We start from the raw sequence: 14,540 nt of genomic DNA on the forward strand, positions 1-14,540 counted from the left end.
GAACACTTAATTTGCCACTTTCAAAAACAGAAACAATCTCTCGTTTAAAATCTTCTGAATAATGCCGTACTTTTCGAACATTCTTTAAATTTGCTTTCATATAAATTGACTTTTGTGGTCAACCTATATCAGGGACGTACAAAAATCTAAAATCAAGAATCGTTAATCTTCAGTCTAAAATCTCTTAACTTAATGACATTTCACGCCCCAATTATGCTTTTTCTTTTTCGAAACGGTCTATGACTTCTTGGTAATAGGCCAAGGTGGTTTTGGCGATGGAGGCCCAACTGAATTGGTTGAGTACGCGTTGGCGACCGGCTTTTCCCATTTGGTTGGCCAAGGCTTCGTTGTCGAGCAAGAGATTGACTTTGGTAGCAAAATGCTGTTGGAAGTCCTGAGGATTGGCGGGGTTAAAATCGGTTCGGGAAACAGGGGCGAGGGGTATCAAAAATCCGGTTTGTCCTTCGACGATGATTTCGGGTATGCCTCCTACGGCGCTTCCTACCACGGGTGTTTCGCAGGACATTGCCTCGAGATTGATGATACCAAAGGGTTCGTAGAGCGAGGGGCAGGCGAAAACGCGGGCGTGGCTGTAGAGCACTTTTACTTTTTCTCTTGGGAGCATTTCGGAGATGAGGATGACGCCTTCTCGGGTGGCTTTTAACTCGGCGATGAGTTGTTTGGTTTCGGCGGCGATTTCGGGTGTGTCGGGGGCGCCTGCACACAATACGATTTGGCAATTGGCATTGAAATGTTGTGCCGCAGCGATGAGTTGCGAGATACCTTTTTGGCGTGTGATGCGTCCCACAAAGAGCACAAACGGTATGTTAGGGTCGATGCCTAATTCGGTCAACAAGGCATCATCAAAAGTGGGTTGGTAGAAATCAGGGTCGATGCCGTTGTGAATCACCGTGACTTTTTCGGGCGCTACGCCATAGGCTTCGATGACATCGGTTTTCATTTGTTCGCTTACGGCAATCACACCATCGGCAGAGGCGTAGGCGTGTTGCTCTAACCAGCGCGATAGGAAATAACCGTTGCCGAGTTGCTCGACCTTCCAAGGGCGGTGGGTTTCGAGACTGTGCGTGGTCAAAATCAGCGGTACTTGCAGCAGTTCGCGTGTAAATACGCCCGCCAAATGGGTGTACCAAGTGTGGCAGTGTACAATGTCGGCCTCAGGAGTGGCTTGTGCCATCTCGACATTTTTGCTCAGGTTATGAAACATTTTGAGGTGTGCATTGCTTGGGTCTTCCATTTTGGTCAAGCTGGAGGTGATGCCTTGCACGTGCATATTTTGGGAGGTTTCGGATTGTGCCCCAAAACAGCGGACTTCTACTTGGGCGAGTTTGGCCAGTTCTTGGCTTAAAAAATCGATATGTACTCCCGCACCACCATAAATGTGCGGAGGAAATTCATTACTGTAAAGGGCTATTTTCATAAGACATTTTTAGAGAAGTAAAAAAAGCTTTGTTTTTTGTCTTTATAAAACTATAAAATTTAAGTGAGAAAGTAGCCGTGAATTTGATGATAATTTGAAACGAATCGACTTAATTTGTAGTATTTATGATCCGTTGGGAGAAAATGTTTTTTTTATGACAATTTGATAGCTGAGTGCGGGTTAAAACTATAGTACTTAAATCAGCCCTAAAATTTGATTGGAAGAATTTTGATAAAAAAAATTAACCACATAGAATCATAGATTAAAATAAATCAAAATAGAAAAAACAGAAATAGCACTATTTTTCACATAGCTCATCTATGTGAATAGTAAAACGTCTATTTCTGTCTATTTAAAATCTACAAATTCTATGTTTCTATGTGGTAAAAAATAATTTTGCTTAGTGTTTTTTGTAATAATTCAATAGGGATGGGCTTTAGCCCATTCTTTGCAATGAGTTTAGTAGTAGGCTTTAGCCAAAATAGTACCCTAGTTTCGGCTAAAGCCTTTATATCTTTTATGATTATGTCATCCCGCTAAAGCGGGATGCAATTAATTTTGTGCAATTCATTAACAAGCTTGTTGTGTTTTTTTTGGATGCTCTTTTTAGGAATAAAAAAAGCCGCTTCTTTTCAGAAACGGCTTGCATCGTAAAGAGTGCTTTATTTTTTATCCTCAATCACTATGGCAGGAATCTGCTTTTGTTGGATAAAGGCATTGAATTCGGGTTGTTTTGTTTTTTTTACAAAAGTCACAAAAAAGCGTTTTTCTATTTTGCTTCAAATTGTATACATTTATAAAAAATATTGAATCATGCGTTTTGTACTTCTATTTTCTTTTTTTCTGCTTTTTTCATCTATTTATTTCAAAGTATATAGCCAAACTTCCGAACGGCAATTAGCTACTAAAAATAAATTAATGTTATCAATTTCAGACACTACCTTTGTGAATTTGAAAGACTATAGCGAGGATTTTGTATACGACATGAAGTATGCAACTACCGATAATTTTTTGAAGTCAAAGGTGTATGATTGTGCTGCATGTTTTTTGAGATGGAAAACGGTAAAAGCCTTGATTAAGGCTAATGATACCTTTATGCAAAAAGGATTTAAAATAAAACTTTTTGATTGTTACCGACCTTTAGACATACAGAAAAAGATGTGGAAAATAGTATCTAATCCAGAATATGTTGCCGATCCTGCGAAAGGTTCGATCCATAATAGAGGAGGGGCTGTAGACCTAACGCTTGTAACTTTGGAGGGTAAAGAATTAAACATGGGAACAGCATTTGATTTCTTTGGAAAAGAAGCAAGTCACGGGTATCTATTTCCTGATAAAAAAGTAATGGATAACCGTAAAATGCTAAAAAAAATTATGCTTCAAAATGGATTCAAAGCATTTGATTCAGAGTGGTGGCATTATAACTTAGCCTCAGGGCTGACCGACAAAGTCTCCAATACAAAGTGGGAATGTGATTAATTTTCTATGCAAGGAAGATTTTTGATGAAATAATTTTCAGGTTGATACACTTTGTTGTCTAATTCAGAAGTAAATTCCTTTTTTATGACGTAATCTTCTAAATCGGTCAAATATTTTATTCGCATCAGTGATAGAGGAGAGTTTTTTAACTTTTCAAAACTATCTTTCAAAAAATAAAATTCGCCTGTAGTGACTCTGTTATCAAATCCTTTGTCATCTCGCAACAATGTTCCGCAATTTTCTTGATCTTTATGTACCAAAGAAATAATACTTCCATCATTTAATTGAAGAAACAATTTTGAGTTTTTATCAAAGCAGTTGGCTTTTATAAAGCCTTTACTTTTTTGTATCAATTGAATGTTTAAAGTAGGTACACCATCTGTTAGCGCTAGAGAAAAGAAAATATAGCTAGCAGTACCAGCGAAGTTTTTTTCGCTTATCATGTATTCTTTTGTGACTTTATAACTACCTATAGAATCTACCACATTGGTGCTGTAGTCGCATGGTTTTTGGGCTAATAAAGAAAAACTTGAAAGGATAAGAATGGTAAATACGAGTTGCTTCATGTTGGATTAAATTTTGCTGCAAATTAAAACTATTTTGTCGTTATTCATATCAGTGGTGAAAAAACAATATGTATTTCCTCCTTCTTTTATTTTCCATTTTTTTCTAATGTTTTCTACAGTATCCGGAAAATTTCTAGTAGTAATATTTGTTTTTTGATTGACTAAGTGTTTTTTTATCTCTAATTTATTGTAGTTCAGTTGTTTGTTGATTTTGAATCGCCTGCCTGGAAAGTCAATCAATTCAGTATTGGTATATAAATGCGAATGGGTATGTAATTTATTCAGTTTAAAAACGGAACTAATTGCATCAAAACCACCAGATTTCATAATTGCACTATTGGGCTCGTAAAGGTAATCCTTTGGTAAACCATAACTCGGTGGATTATCATTTTCGGGTAAATCAAATGTTTCTTCTTTATCTTTAAGGAGGTTTACCGTTTTTATGGAAACACTACCGGAATAGTCTTTATGAAGTTCCCATAAAAGTTCTTTTACTTCATTGTTTAGGGCAATAATGTGAATGGTTTTGACATTTTTTAATTCTGATAAGCCTGCGGTTAAATCAAGCAAAGGCGCTGTTTTTATTAGAATTGATTTGGATTTAGAAAAATACAAACCTATATTTTCTGGCACATTGGGAAGGCAATCTTTTAGCATAAAAACTTTGCCTTTGCTTTCGTTTCTTCTGGAAGGATCGATATACATCCAATCCCAAGTTTGGTCAATAGAATTAATTATATCTTGGCTGTCTCCCGTTTTGCATTCAATGTTTAGAGCTCTTAATTGTTTAAAATTATGAGCGGTAATTGCGGAAAGTTCAGGATTAATTTCGCAATGCACCACTTTTTTGAATTGTTTAGCAAAGTAAAAATCGTCTACTCCAAATCCCCCCGTTAAATCTATCAGACTTGTTCCGGAAATTAACTTAGATTTATACAAAGCAGTAGTCTCAGAAGAGGTTTGCTCAATGGAAATTTTTGGCGGATATAGAATATTTTTTGTAGAAAACCAACTAGGTAGTTTTTCCTTGGCTTTGGCTTTACTCTCTATTTGCTCTAAAATTTTCATCCATTCAAGGGTTGGAAATGGATTTTTTTGTAAAGCAAGTTTTGTTATGTTTTGGGATAATTGAGCGTTAATGAAATGCTGAACGTCAATATGTAATAGGTCAAAATTCAAGGTTAAATGTCTTTGGTTAACAACTGAATGATTTTGTTTTCGGGAAAAAATTCTTTTCCAATTACCTTTAAAATCGTATATAATGGTACGGCAATCACCATCCCTAAAATTCCAAATAGAAAACCAGCGGTTAGAATAACTAAAAAGATTTCTAAAGGATGTGAACTGACACTTTTTGAAAAAATAATGGGTTGTGATAAATTATTGTCAATAAGTTGTACTATCCAAAAGCCAATTAGAACATAAATAGTTGTGGGCAGAATTTCGGATTGAAAATCGCTGCCAAGATGGCTAATCATAGAAAGAATTGCGGCTAAAACGGAAGCTATTAAGGGTCCGATATATGGAATGATATTTAGTACAGCACACAAAAATGCAATGATAATAGCATTTGGAATCCCAAAAATTAAGAGTACCACTAGGTAAAGTAAGAAAACGATAAACAGTTGAAGGAGCAACCCAATAAAATATCGTGAAAGAAGATGATTGATTTTTTCAATGGAGTTTAAAATTGGCTCTTCATGTGTATCAGGAATTAATTTTTCGGCACCAACAATGAATAAAACACGGTCTTTCAGAAAAAAAAAGGTTATAAAAAGTACAGAACCTAATCCCATGCCAAAACTACTAATGGTTCCCAAAATAGAATTTAAAAAATTGGGAATGAGACCAAAATTTATGTTTGAGGTTAGGGTATTGAAGTTAAGGAATTTTTTGGAATTGATATGATGACTCTCTAGAAACGCATTCAATTGATTGATTAGAGCAATTGCATTTTTTTCAATTTCTTTGGTGTTTAATAAAGATAAATTTTCACTTTGTGCAATGATTAATGGCACAAAAAGGGTAATGATGCCAAAAATTAAAATCACAAACAAAGTCAGTGTTGTAATAGTGGCAATAGTGTGTGGGAATTTTAATTTTTTCTTGAAAAAATCTACTATAGGATTGCCAATTAAAGTTAAAATTAAGGCAACAACGAGATAGATTAAAACGGATTGTATTTGATAAAAAAAATAGGCTCCAGCTGAAATGGCTAAAATTGTTGCTACAGCTCTAATAATTCCATTCGAAATCATTTTTGATGTTATCATAAGTTAATTCTTTATGGGATAAATATAAAAAAAACTCGCTAGGTCTAGCGAGTTTTAAGAGTAATTATTTTTTTTGAGGTTTAGATTCCAAAACCAGCTCTAGCGCCACCACTTACAAATAGTGCTGCCATTCTTGCTTTTTGTCCGTTGGTAAACATATACATTCCTCTATCATCGGTATAATCCATGTAATTCATGGTCATTTCTACTGGAGTACCCGTACATGTGCTTAAATGTGGATAGGTGGGTACACCGTAATTAGCGGAATCATGAGTAGGAGTGTCTGCTACTAAATCACTTCCGCAATTAGCATCACCCCAAATGTGTCTTAAGTTCATCCAGTGTCCTACTTCGTGGCTAGCCGTTCTTCCCAAATTGTAAGGATAGCTTGTTCCAGAATTACTGGTTACTCCAATATATTTAGAATCGATAACAACCCCGTCTGTAGCTGCTGCTCCGCCTGGGAATTGGGCATATCCTAATATACCTCCACCGATGGTGCAAGCCCATAAGTTTAACGTATTGGAGGGGGAAGTTGGTGCTATACCACCTTGATTAGTTTTTTTCATAGCATCTCTAGTTCCCCAAGAGGTTTTTGTAGTAGACTTACGATTGATTTTAACTAATTCAAAAGTAATACCCACATTGGCAGCTACACCTGCAAATAAAGCGGGTGTACTAGAAAAATCAGTGTTAGTTGCTGTAAAATCCTTGTTCAAAACAGCAATTTGTGACTGGATTAAGGCGTCAGAAATGTTTTCTGCTGCGGTGCGGTATAGAACGTTTACAACCACGGGAATGACTACTTTTCCATTTACTAATTTACCTGTTAATCTAGCTTTTTGAGTAAATTCTTCGATTTGGTTCATTCGAATTGCTAACGATGGATCAGCAGCCAATTGTGCTTGGAAAACTTCGTTTGTAGCACAGCCTCTTTTGGCTACGGCTTGACCATCTAAGTTCGTGTTTAAGGTTTCTTCATTTTGACATGAAAAAAGCATTAATAAAAGCCCTGCACTCAATAAAATTTTTTTCATAATTTGGTTTTGTTAAATTGTTATAAAAAAGGTAATTTGGTTAATTGTTTAACAATTTTATAACATTTTTTTTGAACTACCAATTTTTTTAATAAAAATTTTACGACTATTTTGTTGGAAAAGAGGATTTTAGTATTGTTTTATTTTTCTTGTTAACTCGTAGAGTGCAATTCCAGTGGCTTGAACGACATTCATGCTACTGTTTTTTCCAAACATTTCAATATGAGTGATTTGGTGTGATTTTTTTAAAAAGTATTCTGAAACGCCCTCAATTTCATTTCCAATGAGCAGAGCAATTTTTTTGTTTTTTGGAATTACGACTTCGACTAACGGTTTGCTATCTGATGTTATTTCTAATGCAATGATTTCAAAATCATTTTCGATCAAATAAGATGCAACTTCTTCTTTAGTTTCAAATAATTCATAAGCTACATGGCGATGCGTATTTCGTGAAGTTTTGTTGATTTTTCTCGGATTCATTTGATTTCCTATACCTAGAAAGAAAATTTTCTCAACACCAAACGCTTCACTTATTCTAAAGAGCGAACCTATGTTGGGTTGAAAAAGTATGGAATCACAAACTAATACGATCGGAAATTGTTGGTGTTGAAAAGGGACCGATTCATGATGTAATTGCATTAAAAACAGTTTTTAATTAGTAAAAATATAATTGATGATGTTTGCGCCCATTTTGAGTGCTTTTTGACGAACTTCAATGGGGTCGTTATTGACTTCAGCATCTTCCCAGCCGTCTCCTAAGTCACATTCGTAAGTGTATAGTAAGGCCAAACGATTGGCAATAAAAATCCCATATGCTTGCGGTCTTTTGCCATCATGCTCATGTATTTTGGGTAATCCGGAAGAAAAAAGAAAGGGTTTTTGAAAAATAGCATGATTTGCAGGAATTTCTACTAAATCATTGTTGGGAAAAAGTTTTTTGATCTCTTTTCGGATGTATTGATCCATCCCGTAATTGTCATCAATGTGAAGAAAACCGCCAGCTTCAAGATATTTTTTTAAGTTTTCAGCCTCCGAATCATTAAAAACCACGTTTCCATGTCCAGTCATATGAACAAATGGATAGGAAAATAAGTCGGGACTGCTGGGTTCAACCGTACTTGGTTTTGCTTTTATTTTGGTGTTTATAGTTGAATTACAAAAACGGATCAAATTAGGTAAAGAAGTGGGATTGGCATACCAATCGCCTCCACCATTGTATTTTAATAATGCAATTTCTTGTGCATTGCTTCCAAAGGAAACCAAAAAAATAAGTACTAAAAGAGGTTTTGCCATTATTGAAACTATTTGAAGAGTATATACGGAGTATTGTTATTCATTAAAAAAAACTACACTATGACAGGCTACAACCGCTGCCGTTTCTGTTCTTAATCGTGTATTGCCAAGTGTTACTGGAACATAATCATTAGCTAAGGCCAATTGAATTTCTTTTTCAGTAAAATCTCCTTCTGGACCAATTAGAATGGTGGTTTTGGTATGCTTTTCAAGAACCGATTTCAATGATTTTTTATCAGTTTCTTCACAATGTGCAAGGAACAAATTGCCTTCTTGTTTTTGTTTCAAGAAATCCTTTAAAGCAATCGGATCATTGAGTTTGGGCAAGTAGCATTGATTACATTGTTTCATTGCTGTCAAAATTATCTTTTCAAATCGTTCTTTATTGATTACTTTTCTTTCGGAACGATCGCAAATGATAGGGGTAATTTCTTGTACACCAATTTCGGTAGCTTTTTCTAAAAACCATTCGTAACGGTCATTCATTTTGGTAGGAGCAACCACCAAGTGTAATGGATGAAGCGATGTTGACATCTTTTCAAAGGACAAAATACTAACACTACATTTGCTGTCAGAAGCCAAAGTAATCGCTGTTTTGAACAAATAGCCAAGCCCATTAGTTACAAAGAGAATGTCGCCGTCTTTTTTTCGAAGGACTTTAATGATATGTTTGCTTTCTTCTTTGTCAAATACAAAAGAAGTACTGCTTTCGTTTATAGCGGAATTATAAAATAATTGCATGATTAAAATGGGATTCTTGCTTTTGAAACTACAGATGAAGCTTCAAAATGTTGAGATAAATATTTTTGATACCCTACAATTCCAATCATGGCGGCATTATCTGTAGTGTATTCGAATTTAGGGATAAATGTTTTCCAGCCGTATTTTTGCTCAGCTTCTTTTAACGTACTTCTAATTCCTGAATTTGCCGAAACACCACCACCAATTGCCACTTGTTTAATTCCTGTTTCCTTGACCGCTTGTTTTAGCTTATCCATTAAAATTGCAATAATAGTGTGCTGAATAGAGGCACAAATGTCATTTTTATTTTCTTCGATAAAATGAGGGTTTTCTTTTTGATTTTTTTGGATAAAATACAAAATGGCAGTTTTTAATCCAGAGAAACTAAAATCCAATCCGGGTACTTTGGGTTTGGTAAATGAAAATGCTTTTGGGTTACCTAATTGCGCTAATTGATCCACCAAAGGGCCACCAGGATAAGGTAATCCAAGTATTTTGGCACTTTTATCAAAAGCCTCTCCAACAGCATCATCTGTAGTCTCACCAATAATAGTCATATCAAAAAAGCCATCTACACGAACAATTTGCGTGTGACCGCCACTTATTGTCAAAGCTAAAAAGGGGAATTCAGGTTTTTCAAAACCTTCTTCATCAATAAAATGAGCCAAAATATGAGCATGCATATGGTTTACCGCTATCAAAGGAATAGAAAGCGCAGCGGCCATAGATTTAGCAAAGGAACTGCCTACAAGCAACGATCCCATTAAACCAGGGCCTTGCGTAAAGGCAATGGCAGAAAGTTGTTCTTTCGTAATATTGGCTTTCTTTAATGCGGCATCGATAACGGGAACAATGTTTTGTTGATGCGCTCTCGAGGCTAATTCTGGAACAACGCCACCGTATTGGTTATGAATAAGCTGATTAGCGATAACATTTGATAAAACTTGGTTGTTATTTAGAACCGCAGCGGCGGTATCGTCACAAGAGCTTTCAATAGCAAGAATAAAAACGTCTTGATTTTGCATAAAAAGGGACAATTTTTAAATATTATTTGATAAATGGCTGCGAAATTCTTTATTTTTACAGCCTGGTCAAAATTAGCTATTTTTTATGAAATGGCGGTTGGAGTCATCAGATTTATAGTATTATTAAGTAATACGCTTCTTTAAATATTTCTGACGGCACGATGTTTGTCTATTGAATACTTAAAATTTCTACTATCAAAAAAATAAAAAAAATACTATTTCGATCCATTTTAGCACTTCTACTACTTTTATTAGTGGTAGGTATTGCTCTTTCATTGCCTGCCGTTCAAACTCGAATTGCAAAAAAATTGATGGATGATATCAATACTACTTACGGAACTTCAATGGTGGTAGATGAAGTGGCAATTTCTATTTTTGGAGGCGTAAAATTGAAAAAAGTTCTGATTTTAGACCATCACAAAGACACGTTGATTTATGCTAATAGGATAAAAACTAACCTTATTGGACTAAAGAAAGTAATTGACGGCGATTTAATTTTCAATGATATTAGGTTGGACGGGTTACTTTTTAATTTGAAAACCTATAAAAAAGAAAAACTCACCAATTTAGATGTTTTTATTGAGGCTTTTGAGACAGGAAAGCCTTCTACTAAGCCTTTTTTGATGACTGCTAGAGAGGCTTTTATTTCCAATGGACGTTTTATTTTGACCGATGAAAATAGAGCAGTTCCTAAGGATGTTGACTTTACGAAATTGAATGCTCAAATTAGTAATTTTAAAATCCTTGGTCCAGAAGTGCAAACCAATATCAATTTTTTGTCATTCAAAGATCATCGAGGGGTATTCGTGAAAAGATTAAGTTCGGCTTTTAGTTATAATAAAAAACGCATTCGATTAGAAGATTTAGATTTAGCGACAAAAGAGTCTAGCTTAAAAGCTGATGTGCAATTAAATTACAAGATCGAGGATTTTGCCGACTTCAACAACAAAGTAAAATTTGATGTCAAACTAAAATCGTCTTCTATTGCCTCAAATGATATTCGCTATTTTTATAACGAGCTTGGTCGCAATCTGTTTTTTAATGCCCGTTCCAGAATTGAAGGAACACTGAATGATTTGCGACTAACCGATCTTTCGCTGAGGGATAGGAAAGGTTCAAAGATTGTTGGAACTTTAAACTTCAAAAATTTATTTCCATCAAAATCACAACAATTTTACATGAAAGGTAAGTTCAAATCACTTGCCACAAGTTATGATAATTTGGTCACCATTTTGCCCAATGTTTTAGGGAAAAGATTGCCTGAAATCTTGAAAAGACTCGGAAACGTAGACTTAGTAGGAAGCACAGCATTAACTACTGAAAACATTGAAGCCGATTTTGTAATGAAAACCGCTATTGGAACTTTAACTTCTGATTTGGTTATTGTAAACATGAATAAATCCGATATCGCTAAGTATGTTGGTAATGTTAAAATGACTGATTTTGATTTAGGTGTTCTTTTGGATAGAAAAGATGTTGGTCTAACTAGTTTAAATTTGAAAGTAGATGGAATTGGTTTTACTGAAAAAAGTTTAAATACTGTAGTTAAAGGCGAAGTTTCAAAAGCTATGTATAATAAGTATAGCTACAGTAATGTGACTTTAGATGGTCATTTTAAAATGCCATTCTATAAAGGTAAAGCCTCCATTAAAGACCCGAATTTAGTTTTGAATTTCGATGGTTTAGTAGATTTAAGCGGAAAACAAAATAAATACGATTTTCATATTGTCATTGACAAAGCGAATTTGCATCAATTGCATTTCGACAAAGAATTAGTTTCCAATTTCAAAGGGGATATTGTGGTTGAAGCCACCGGTAATTCGATGGATAATGTCTTTGGAAACATTTACGTAAAAAACACCACTTTTCAGAATGCTAAAAAGACCTATGCTTTTGATGACGTGCATATTTCTTCTGTATTTGATGCGAATAATGTTAGAACATTGACCATAAATTCTACAGATGTAGGTCAAGGACAAGTAATTGGTAAATTTAAATTTAATCAATTAGAAGCTTTAGTTCAAAATTCGCTCGGAAGTCTTTATGGGAACTACAAACTAATACTCGTAGCTAAAGGGCAATTTCTAAAATTTGATTTTACCATTTATAATAAAATAATTGAAGTTTTATATCCGGAAGTAGTTTTGGCAACAGATGCTCGAGTTAAGGGCGTGATAAATTCGGACAGCAAGGAATTTAAATTGAATGTAAATTCGGAGAAGATTATAGCTGCAGGAACCACTTTGGATAATGTAAGACTTGCCATCGATAATAAAAATCCATTGTTCAATACTTTTATAGAATTGGATAGCATAAAAACAGGAATATATAAAATCAGAGATTTTAGCTTGATCAATGTAACCATGAAAGATTCCTTAAAAGTGAGAACCGAGTTCAAAGGTGGAGAAAATGGGGAAGATCTTTATAATCTGAATTTGTATCATACTATTGATAAAAACAAAAACAATGTAATTGGTTTTAGTAAATCCGACATAAAATTTAAAAACTATGTCTGGAATTTGAACGAAGTGGACACGAAGAGCAACCAAATTATTTTTGATAAAAACCTAAAAAATTTCGCAATAAATGATATTGTTTTGACTCATGAAGATCAAGAAATTGACCTGAGAGGATTGATTAAAGGGAATAATTATAAGGAATTGCATCTTAATTTTAAAGGGGTTGATTTAAAGAAAATCACACCTTACAATAATCAATTTGCTTTTAATGGAAATATTAGTGGAGAGGTCAACTTCGATCAAGATGGATTAGTTTATAAACCAACAGCCTCTATAGTGGTGGACCGTTTAAAAATAAATGATGTTTTTTTTGGAAACCTTAATTTTGATATTCAAGGAGATCAAAGTTTTAAAAAATTTACTATTCAGTCCAATTTAGAGAATGATGGTTTTGAATCGTTCAGTACAAACGGACATTTTGAAATTGTAAATAAAGAAACGATTCTTGATTTAGATATTAAATTAGATAAATTTAATTTGGCTTTCTTGAGTCCAGTTGGTGGAGAAGTTATTAAAAATATTAGAGGATTAGCTTCAGGAAATACCAAAGTACAAGGAACCCTTGCAAAACCCGATATAAATGGTCGTTTGTATTTAGAAGGAGCAGGCATGATTATTCCTTATTTGAAGGTTGATTATGAATTGGCAGATAGAACAATAGTTGATTTAACTAATGAAAAGTTTTTGTTCAGAAACAATTCTATTTTTGATACTAAATACAAAACCAAGGGGATTTTGAATGGGGTGGTAGAACATAATCAATTTTCGGATTGGAAATTAGATTTGGCCATCAATTCTAAACGATTTTTGGCTTTAGACACAAAAGATTCTGAAGATGCTGCTTATTTTGGAACTGCTTTTATTGATGGGACTGCATCAATAAAAGGGCCTGTTGATGGTTTATTTGTAAAAGTGGTTGCCAAATCAGAAAAAGGAACCTCGGTTAAAATACCTATTAACAATACTGAAAGTGTTAGCGAAAATGGATTGATTCATTTTGTTACAGCAAAAGAGAAAAGCAATAGCAAAAACGGAATTACTGAGCGTATAAAGGATTATAATGGTCTTGAATTAGAATTTGATTTTGATATTAATCCCAATGCTGAGGTAGAAGTAATTCTGGATAGAAACACGGGACATGGTATGAAAGGGAAAGGCTATGGGTCTTTGCTGTTCAAAATAAATACCTTAGGAAAGTTCAATATGTGGGGCGATTTTCAAGCTTATGAGGGGACTTATAATTTTAAATATGGTGGTTTAATCGATAAAAAATTTGCCGTTAAAAAAGGAGGTTCAATTATTTGGGAGGGTAATCCAATGAAAGCACAACTAAATCTTGAGGCGGTCTATAAAACATCGGCCAATCCGTCTGTTTTACTAGAAAACTCTTCTTTTAATACTAAGGTGCCAGTGGAGGTAGTGGTTGGAATTAGAGGGGATTTAGCTCGTCCAGAACCTGATTTTACTATTGTATTTCCAACAGTTAGTTCTGTTTTAGAATCAGAAATACAATATAAATTAAACGATAAAGATACAAGACAAACACAGGCGCTTTATCTATTGTCCTCCGGAAGTTTTTTGAGCCCACAAGGGATAAATCAATCGGATTTTTCAACGAGTCTTGTCGAAACAGCATCCAGTCTTTTAGGTGATATTATTCAATCGGATAATGATAAGTTTAAAATTGGGATGAATGTAATTACAGCTGATAGAAGAGCAGGTCGAGAAACTGATGGGCGCTTTGTGGCAACTGTTTCTTCCCAATTAAATGAAAGAATCACCATAAATGGTAAAGTGGGTGTACCTTTTGGAGGGGTTAATGAATCGGCAATTGTAGGCGACGTCGAAATCTTATATAGGGTAAATGAAGCCGGTAATTTTAATTTGAGATTATTCAACAAAGAGAACGATATCAATTATATTGGGCAAGGAGTTGGTTATACTCAAGGTGTGGGTATTTCCTATGATGTAGATTTTGATACTTTTAAAGAATTTGTTCAACAAATATTCAAAAAGCATAAATTGGTTATTCCTACCAAAACGACGCATATTGATGACGATTCCTCATTGTCACCGGATTATATTAACTTCAATAAATCGAAAAAGCCAGTTCCTGAAAAACCTAAGAAAAATCAAGAAGGTCTTATTCCTGAAGAAGAAGATTGATAT

11 protein-coding genes are annotated in these 14,540 nt (G+C 34.5%); 2 read left to right on the forward strand and 9 right to left on the reverse strand.

The genetic code is table 11. The features are described from left to right. Positions 1–211 precede the first annotated feature (211 nt). Positions 212–1,438: a glycogen synthase gene (gene glgA / locus O9307_RS03620; protein ID WP_298295437.1), complete on the reverse strand. Its 1,227-nt coding sequence runs from the start codon at positions 1,436–1,438 to the stop codon at positions 212–214. Positions 1,439–2,251: 813 nt separating this feature from the next. Here glgA and O9307_RS03625 point away from each other — a divergent pair. Next, positions 2,252–2,917 (forward strand): M15 family metallopeptidase, encoded by a 666-nt coding sequence (locus O9307_RS03625; protein ID WP_298295439.1) that lies wholly within the window; start codon positions 2,252–2,254, stop codon positions 2,915–2,917. Here O9307_RS03625 and O9307_RS03630 read toward each other — a convergent pair. The 8 genes from O9307_RS03630 to tsaD all read right to left on the reverse strand — a co-directional run bounded on the left by O9307_RS03630 (position 2,914) and on the right by tsaD (position 9,852). After that, entirely contained in the window at positions 2,914–3,483 is a 570-nt protein-coding gene (locus tag O9307_RS03630; protein ID WP_298295442.1) for a hypothetical protein, read from the reverse strand. The genes O9307_RS03625 and O9307_RS03630 overlap by 4 nt on opposite strands. A gap of 6 nt (positions 3,484–3,489) precedes the next feature. After that, positions 3,490–4,662 carry a class I SAM-dependent methyltransferase gene (locus O9307_RS03635; RefSeq protein ID WP_298295444.1) on the reverse strand — a complete coding sequence of 391 codons (1,173 nt, stop codon included), beginning with the start codon at positions 4,660–4,662 and terminating at the stop codon, positions 3,490–3,492. A 2-nt stretch (positions 4,663–4,664) separates the two neighbouring features. After that, positions 4,665–5,756: an AI-2E family transporter gene (locus tag O9307_RS03640; RefSeq protein ID WP_298295446.1), complete on the reverse strand. Its 1,092-nt coding sequence runs from the start codon at positions 5,754–5,756 to the stop codon at positions 4,665–4,667. Positions 5,757–5,836: 80 nt separating this feature from the next. Next, complete coding sequence (locus tag O9307_RS03645) at positions 5,837–6,793, reverse strand: zinc metalloprotease (RefSeq protein ID WP_298295448.1); 957 nt, start codon at positions 6,791–6,793, stop codon at positions 5,837–5,839. A gap of 129 nt (positions 6,794–6,922) precedes the next feature. Further along, positions 6,923–7,432 (reverse strand): TrmH family RNA methyltransferase, encoded by a 510-nt coding sequence (locus O9307_RS03650; RefSeq protein WP_298295450.1) that lies wholly within the window; start codon positions 7,430–7,432, stop codon positions 6,923–6,925. Positions 7,433–7,444: 12 nt separating this feature from the next. Then, positions 7,445–8,086 (reverse strand): DUF4159 domain-containing protein, encoded by a 642-nt coding sequence (locus O9307_RS03655; RefSeq protein ID WP_298295452.1) that lies wholly within the window; start codon positions 8,084–8,086, stop codon positions 7,445–7,447. A gap of 36 nt (positions 8,087–8,122) precedes the next feature. Then, complete coding sequence (locus O9307_RS03660; RefSeq protein WP_298295454.1) at positions 8,123–8,827, reverse strand: 16S rRNA (uracil(1498)-N(3))-methyltransferase; 705 nt, start codon at positions 8,825–8,827, stop codon at positions 8,123–8,125. 2 nt (positions 8,828–8,829) lie between these two features. Further along, the gene (tsaD, locus tag O9307_RS03665) at positions 8,830–9,852 is read right to left on the reverse strand and encodes a tRNA (adenosine(37)-N6)-threonylcarbamoyltransferase complex transferase subunit TsaD (protein WP_298295456.1); all 1,023 of its coding nucleotides are present in this window, start codon (positions 9,850–9,852) and stop codon (positions 8,830–8,832) included. 311 nt (positions 9,853–10,163) lie between these two features. Between tsaD and O9307_RS03670 the strand changes: the two genes are divergently transcribed. Continuing rightward, positions 10,164–14,537 (forward strand): translocation/assembly module TamB domain-containing protein, encoded by a 4,374-nt coding sequence (locus O9307_RS03670; protein ID WP_298295458.1) that lies wholly within the window; start codon positions 10,164–10,166, stop codon positions 14,535–14,537. Positions 14,538–14,540 lie beyond the last annotated feature (3 nt).

Source organism: Flavobacterium sp. (assembly GCF_027531905.1).
In the GTDB taxonomy this organism is placed as follows: Bacteria; Bacteroidota; Bacteroidia; order Flavobacteriales; family Flavobacteriaceae; genus Flavobacterium.

Excerpts from the sequence above, each read along its gene's own strand:
- glgA (WP_298295437.1), bottom strand. The coding sequence starts at position 1,438 with ATGAAAATAGCCCTTTACAGTAATGAATTTCCTCCGCACATTTATGGT.
- O9307_RS03625 (WP_298295439.1), top strand. The coding sequence starts at position 2,252 with ATGCGTTTTGTACTTCTATTTTCTTTTTTTCTGCTTTTTTCATCTATT.
- O9307_RS03630 (WP_298295442.1), bottom strand. The coding sequence starts at position 3,483 with ATGAAGCAACTCGTATTTACCATTCTTATCCTTTCAAGTTTTTCTTTA.
- O9307_RS03640 (WP_298295446.1), bottom strand. The coding sequence starts at position 5,756 with ATGATAACATCAAAAATGATTTCGAATGGAATTATTAGAGCTGTAGCA.
- O9307_RS03645 (WP_298295448.1), bottom strand. The coding sequence starts at position 6,793 with ATGAAAAAAATTTTATTGAGTGCAGGGCTTTTATTAATGCTTTTTTCA.
- O9307_RS03650 (WP_298295450.1), bottom strand. The coding sequence starts at position 7,432 with ATGCAATTACATCATGAATCGGTCCCTTTTCAACACCAACAATTTCCG.
- O9307_RS03655 (WP_298295452.1), bottom strand. The coding sequence starts at position 8,086 with ATGGCAAAACCTCTTTTAGTACTTATTTTTTTGGTTTCCTTTGGAAGC.
- O9307_RS03660 (WP_298295454.1), bottom strand. The coding sequence starts at position 8,827 with ATGCAATTATTTTATAATTCCGCTATAAACGAAAGCAGTACTTCTTTT.
- tsaD (WP_298295456.1), bottom strand. The coding sequence starts at position 9,852 with ATGCAAAATCAAGACGTTTTTATTCTTGCTATTGAAAGCTCTTGTGAC.
- O9307_RS03670 (WP_298295458.1), top strand. The coding sequence starts at position 10,164 with ATGGATGATATCAATACTACTTACGGAACTTCAATGGTGGTAGATGAA.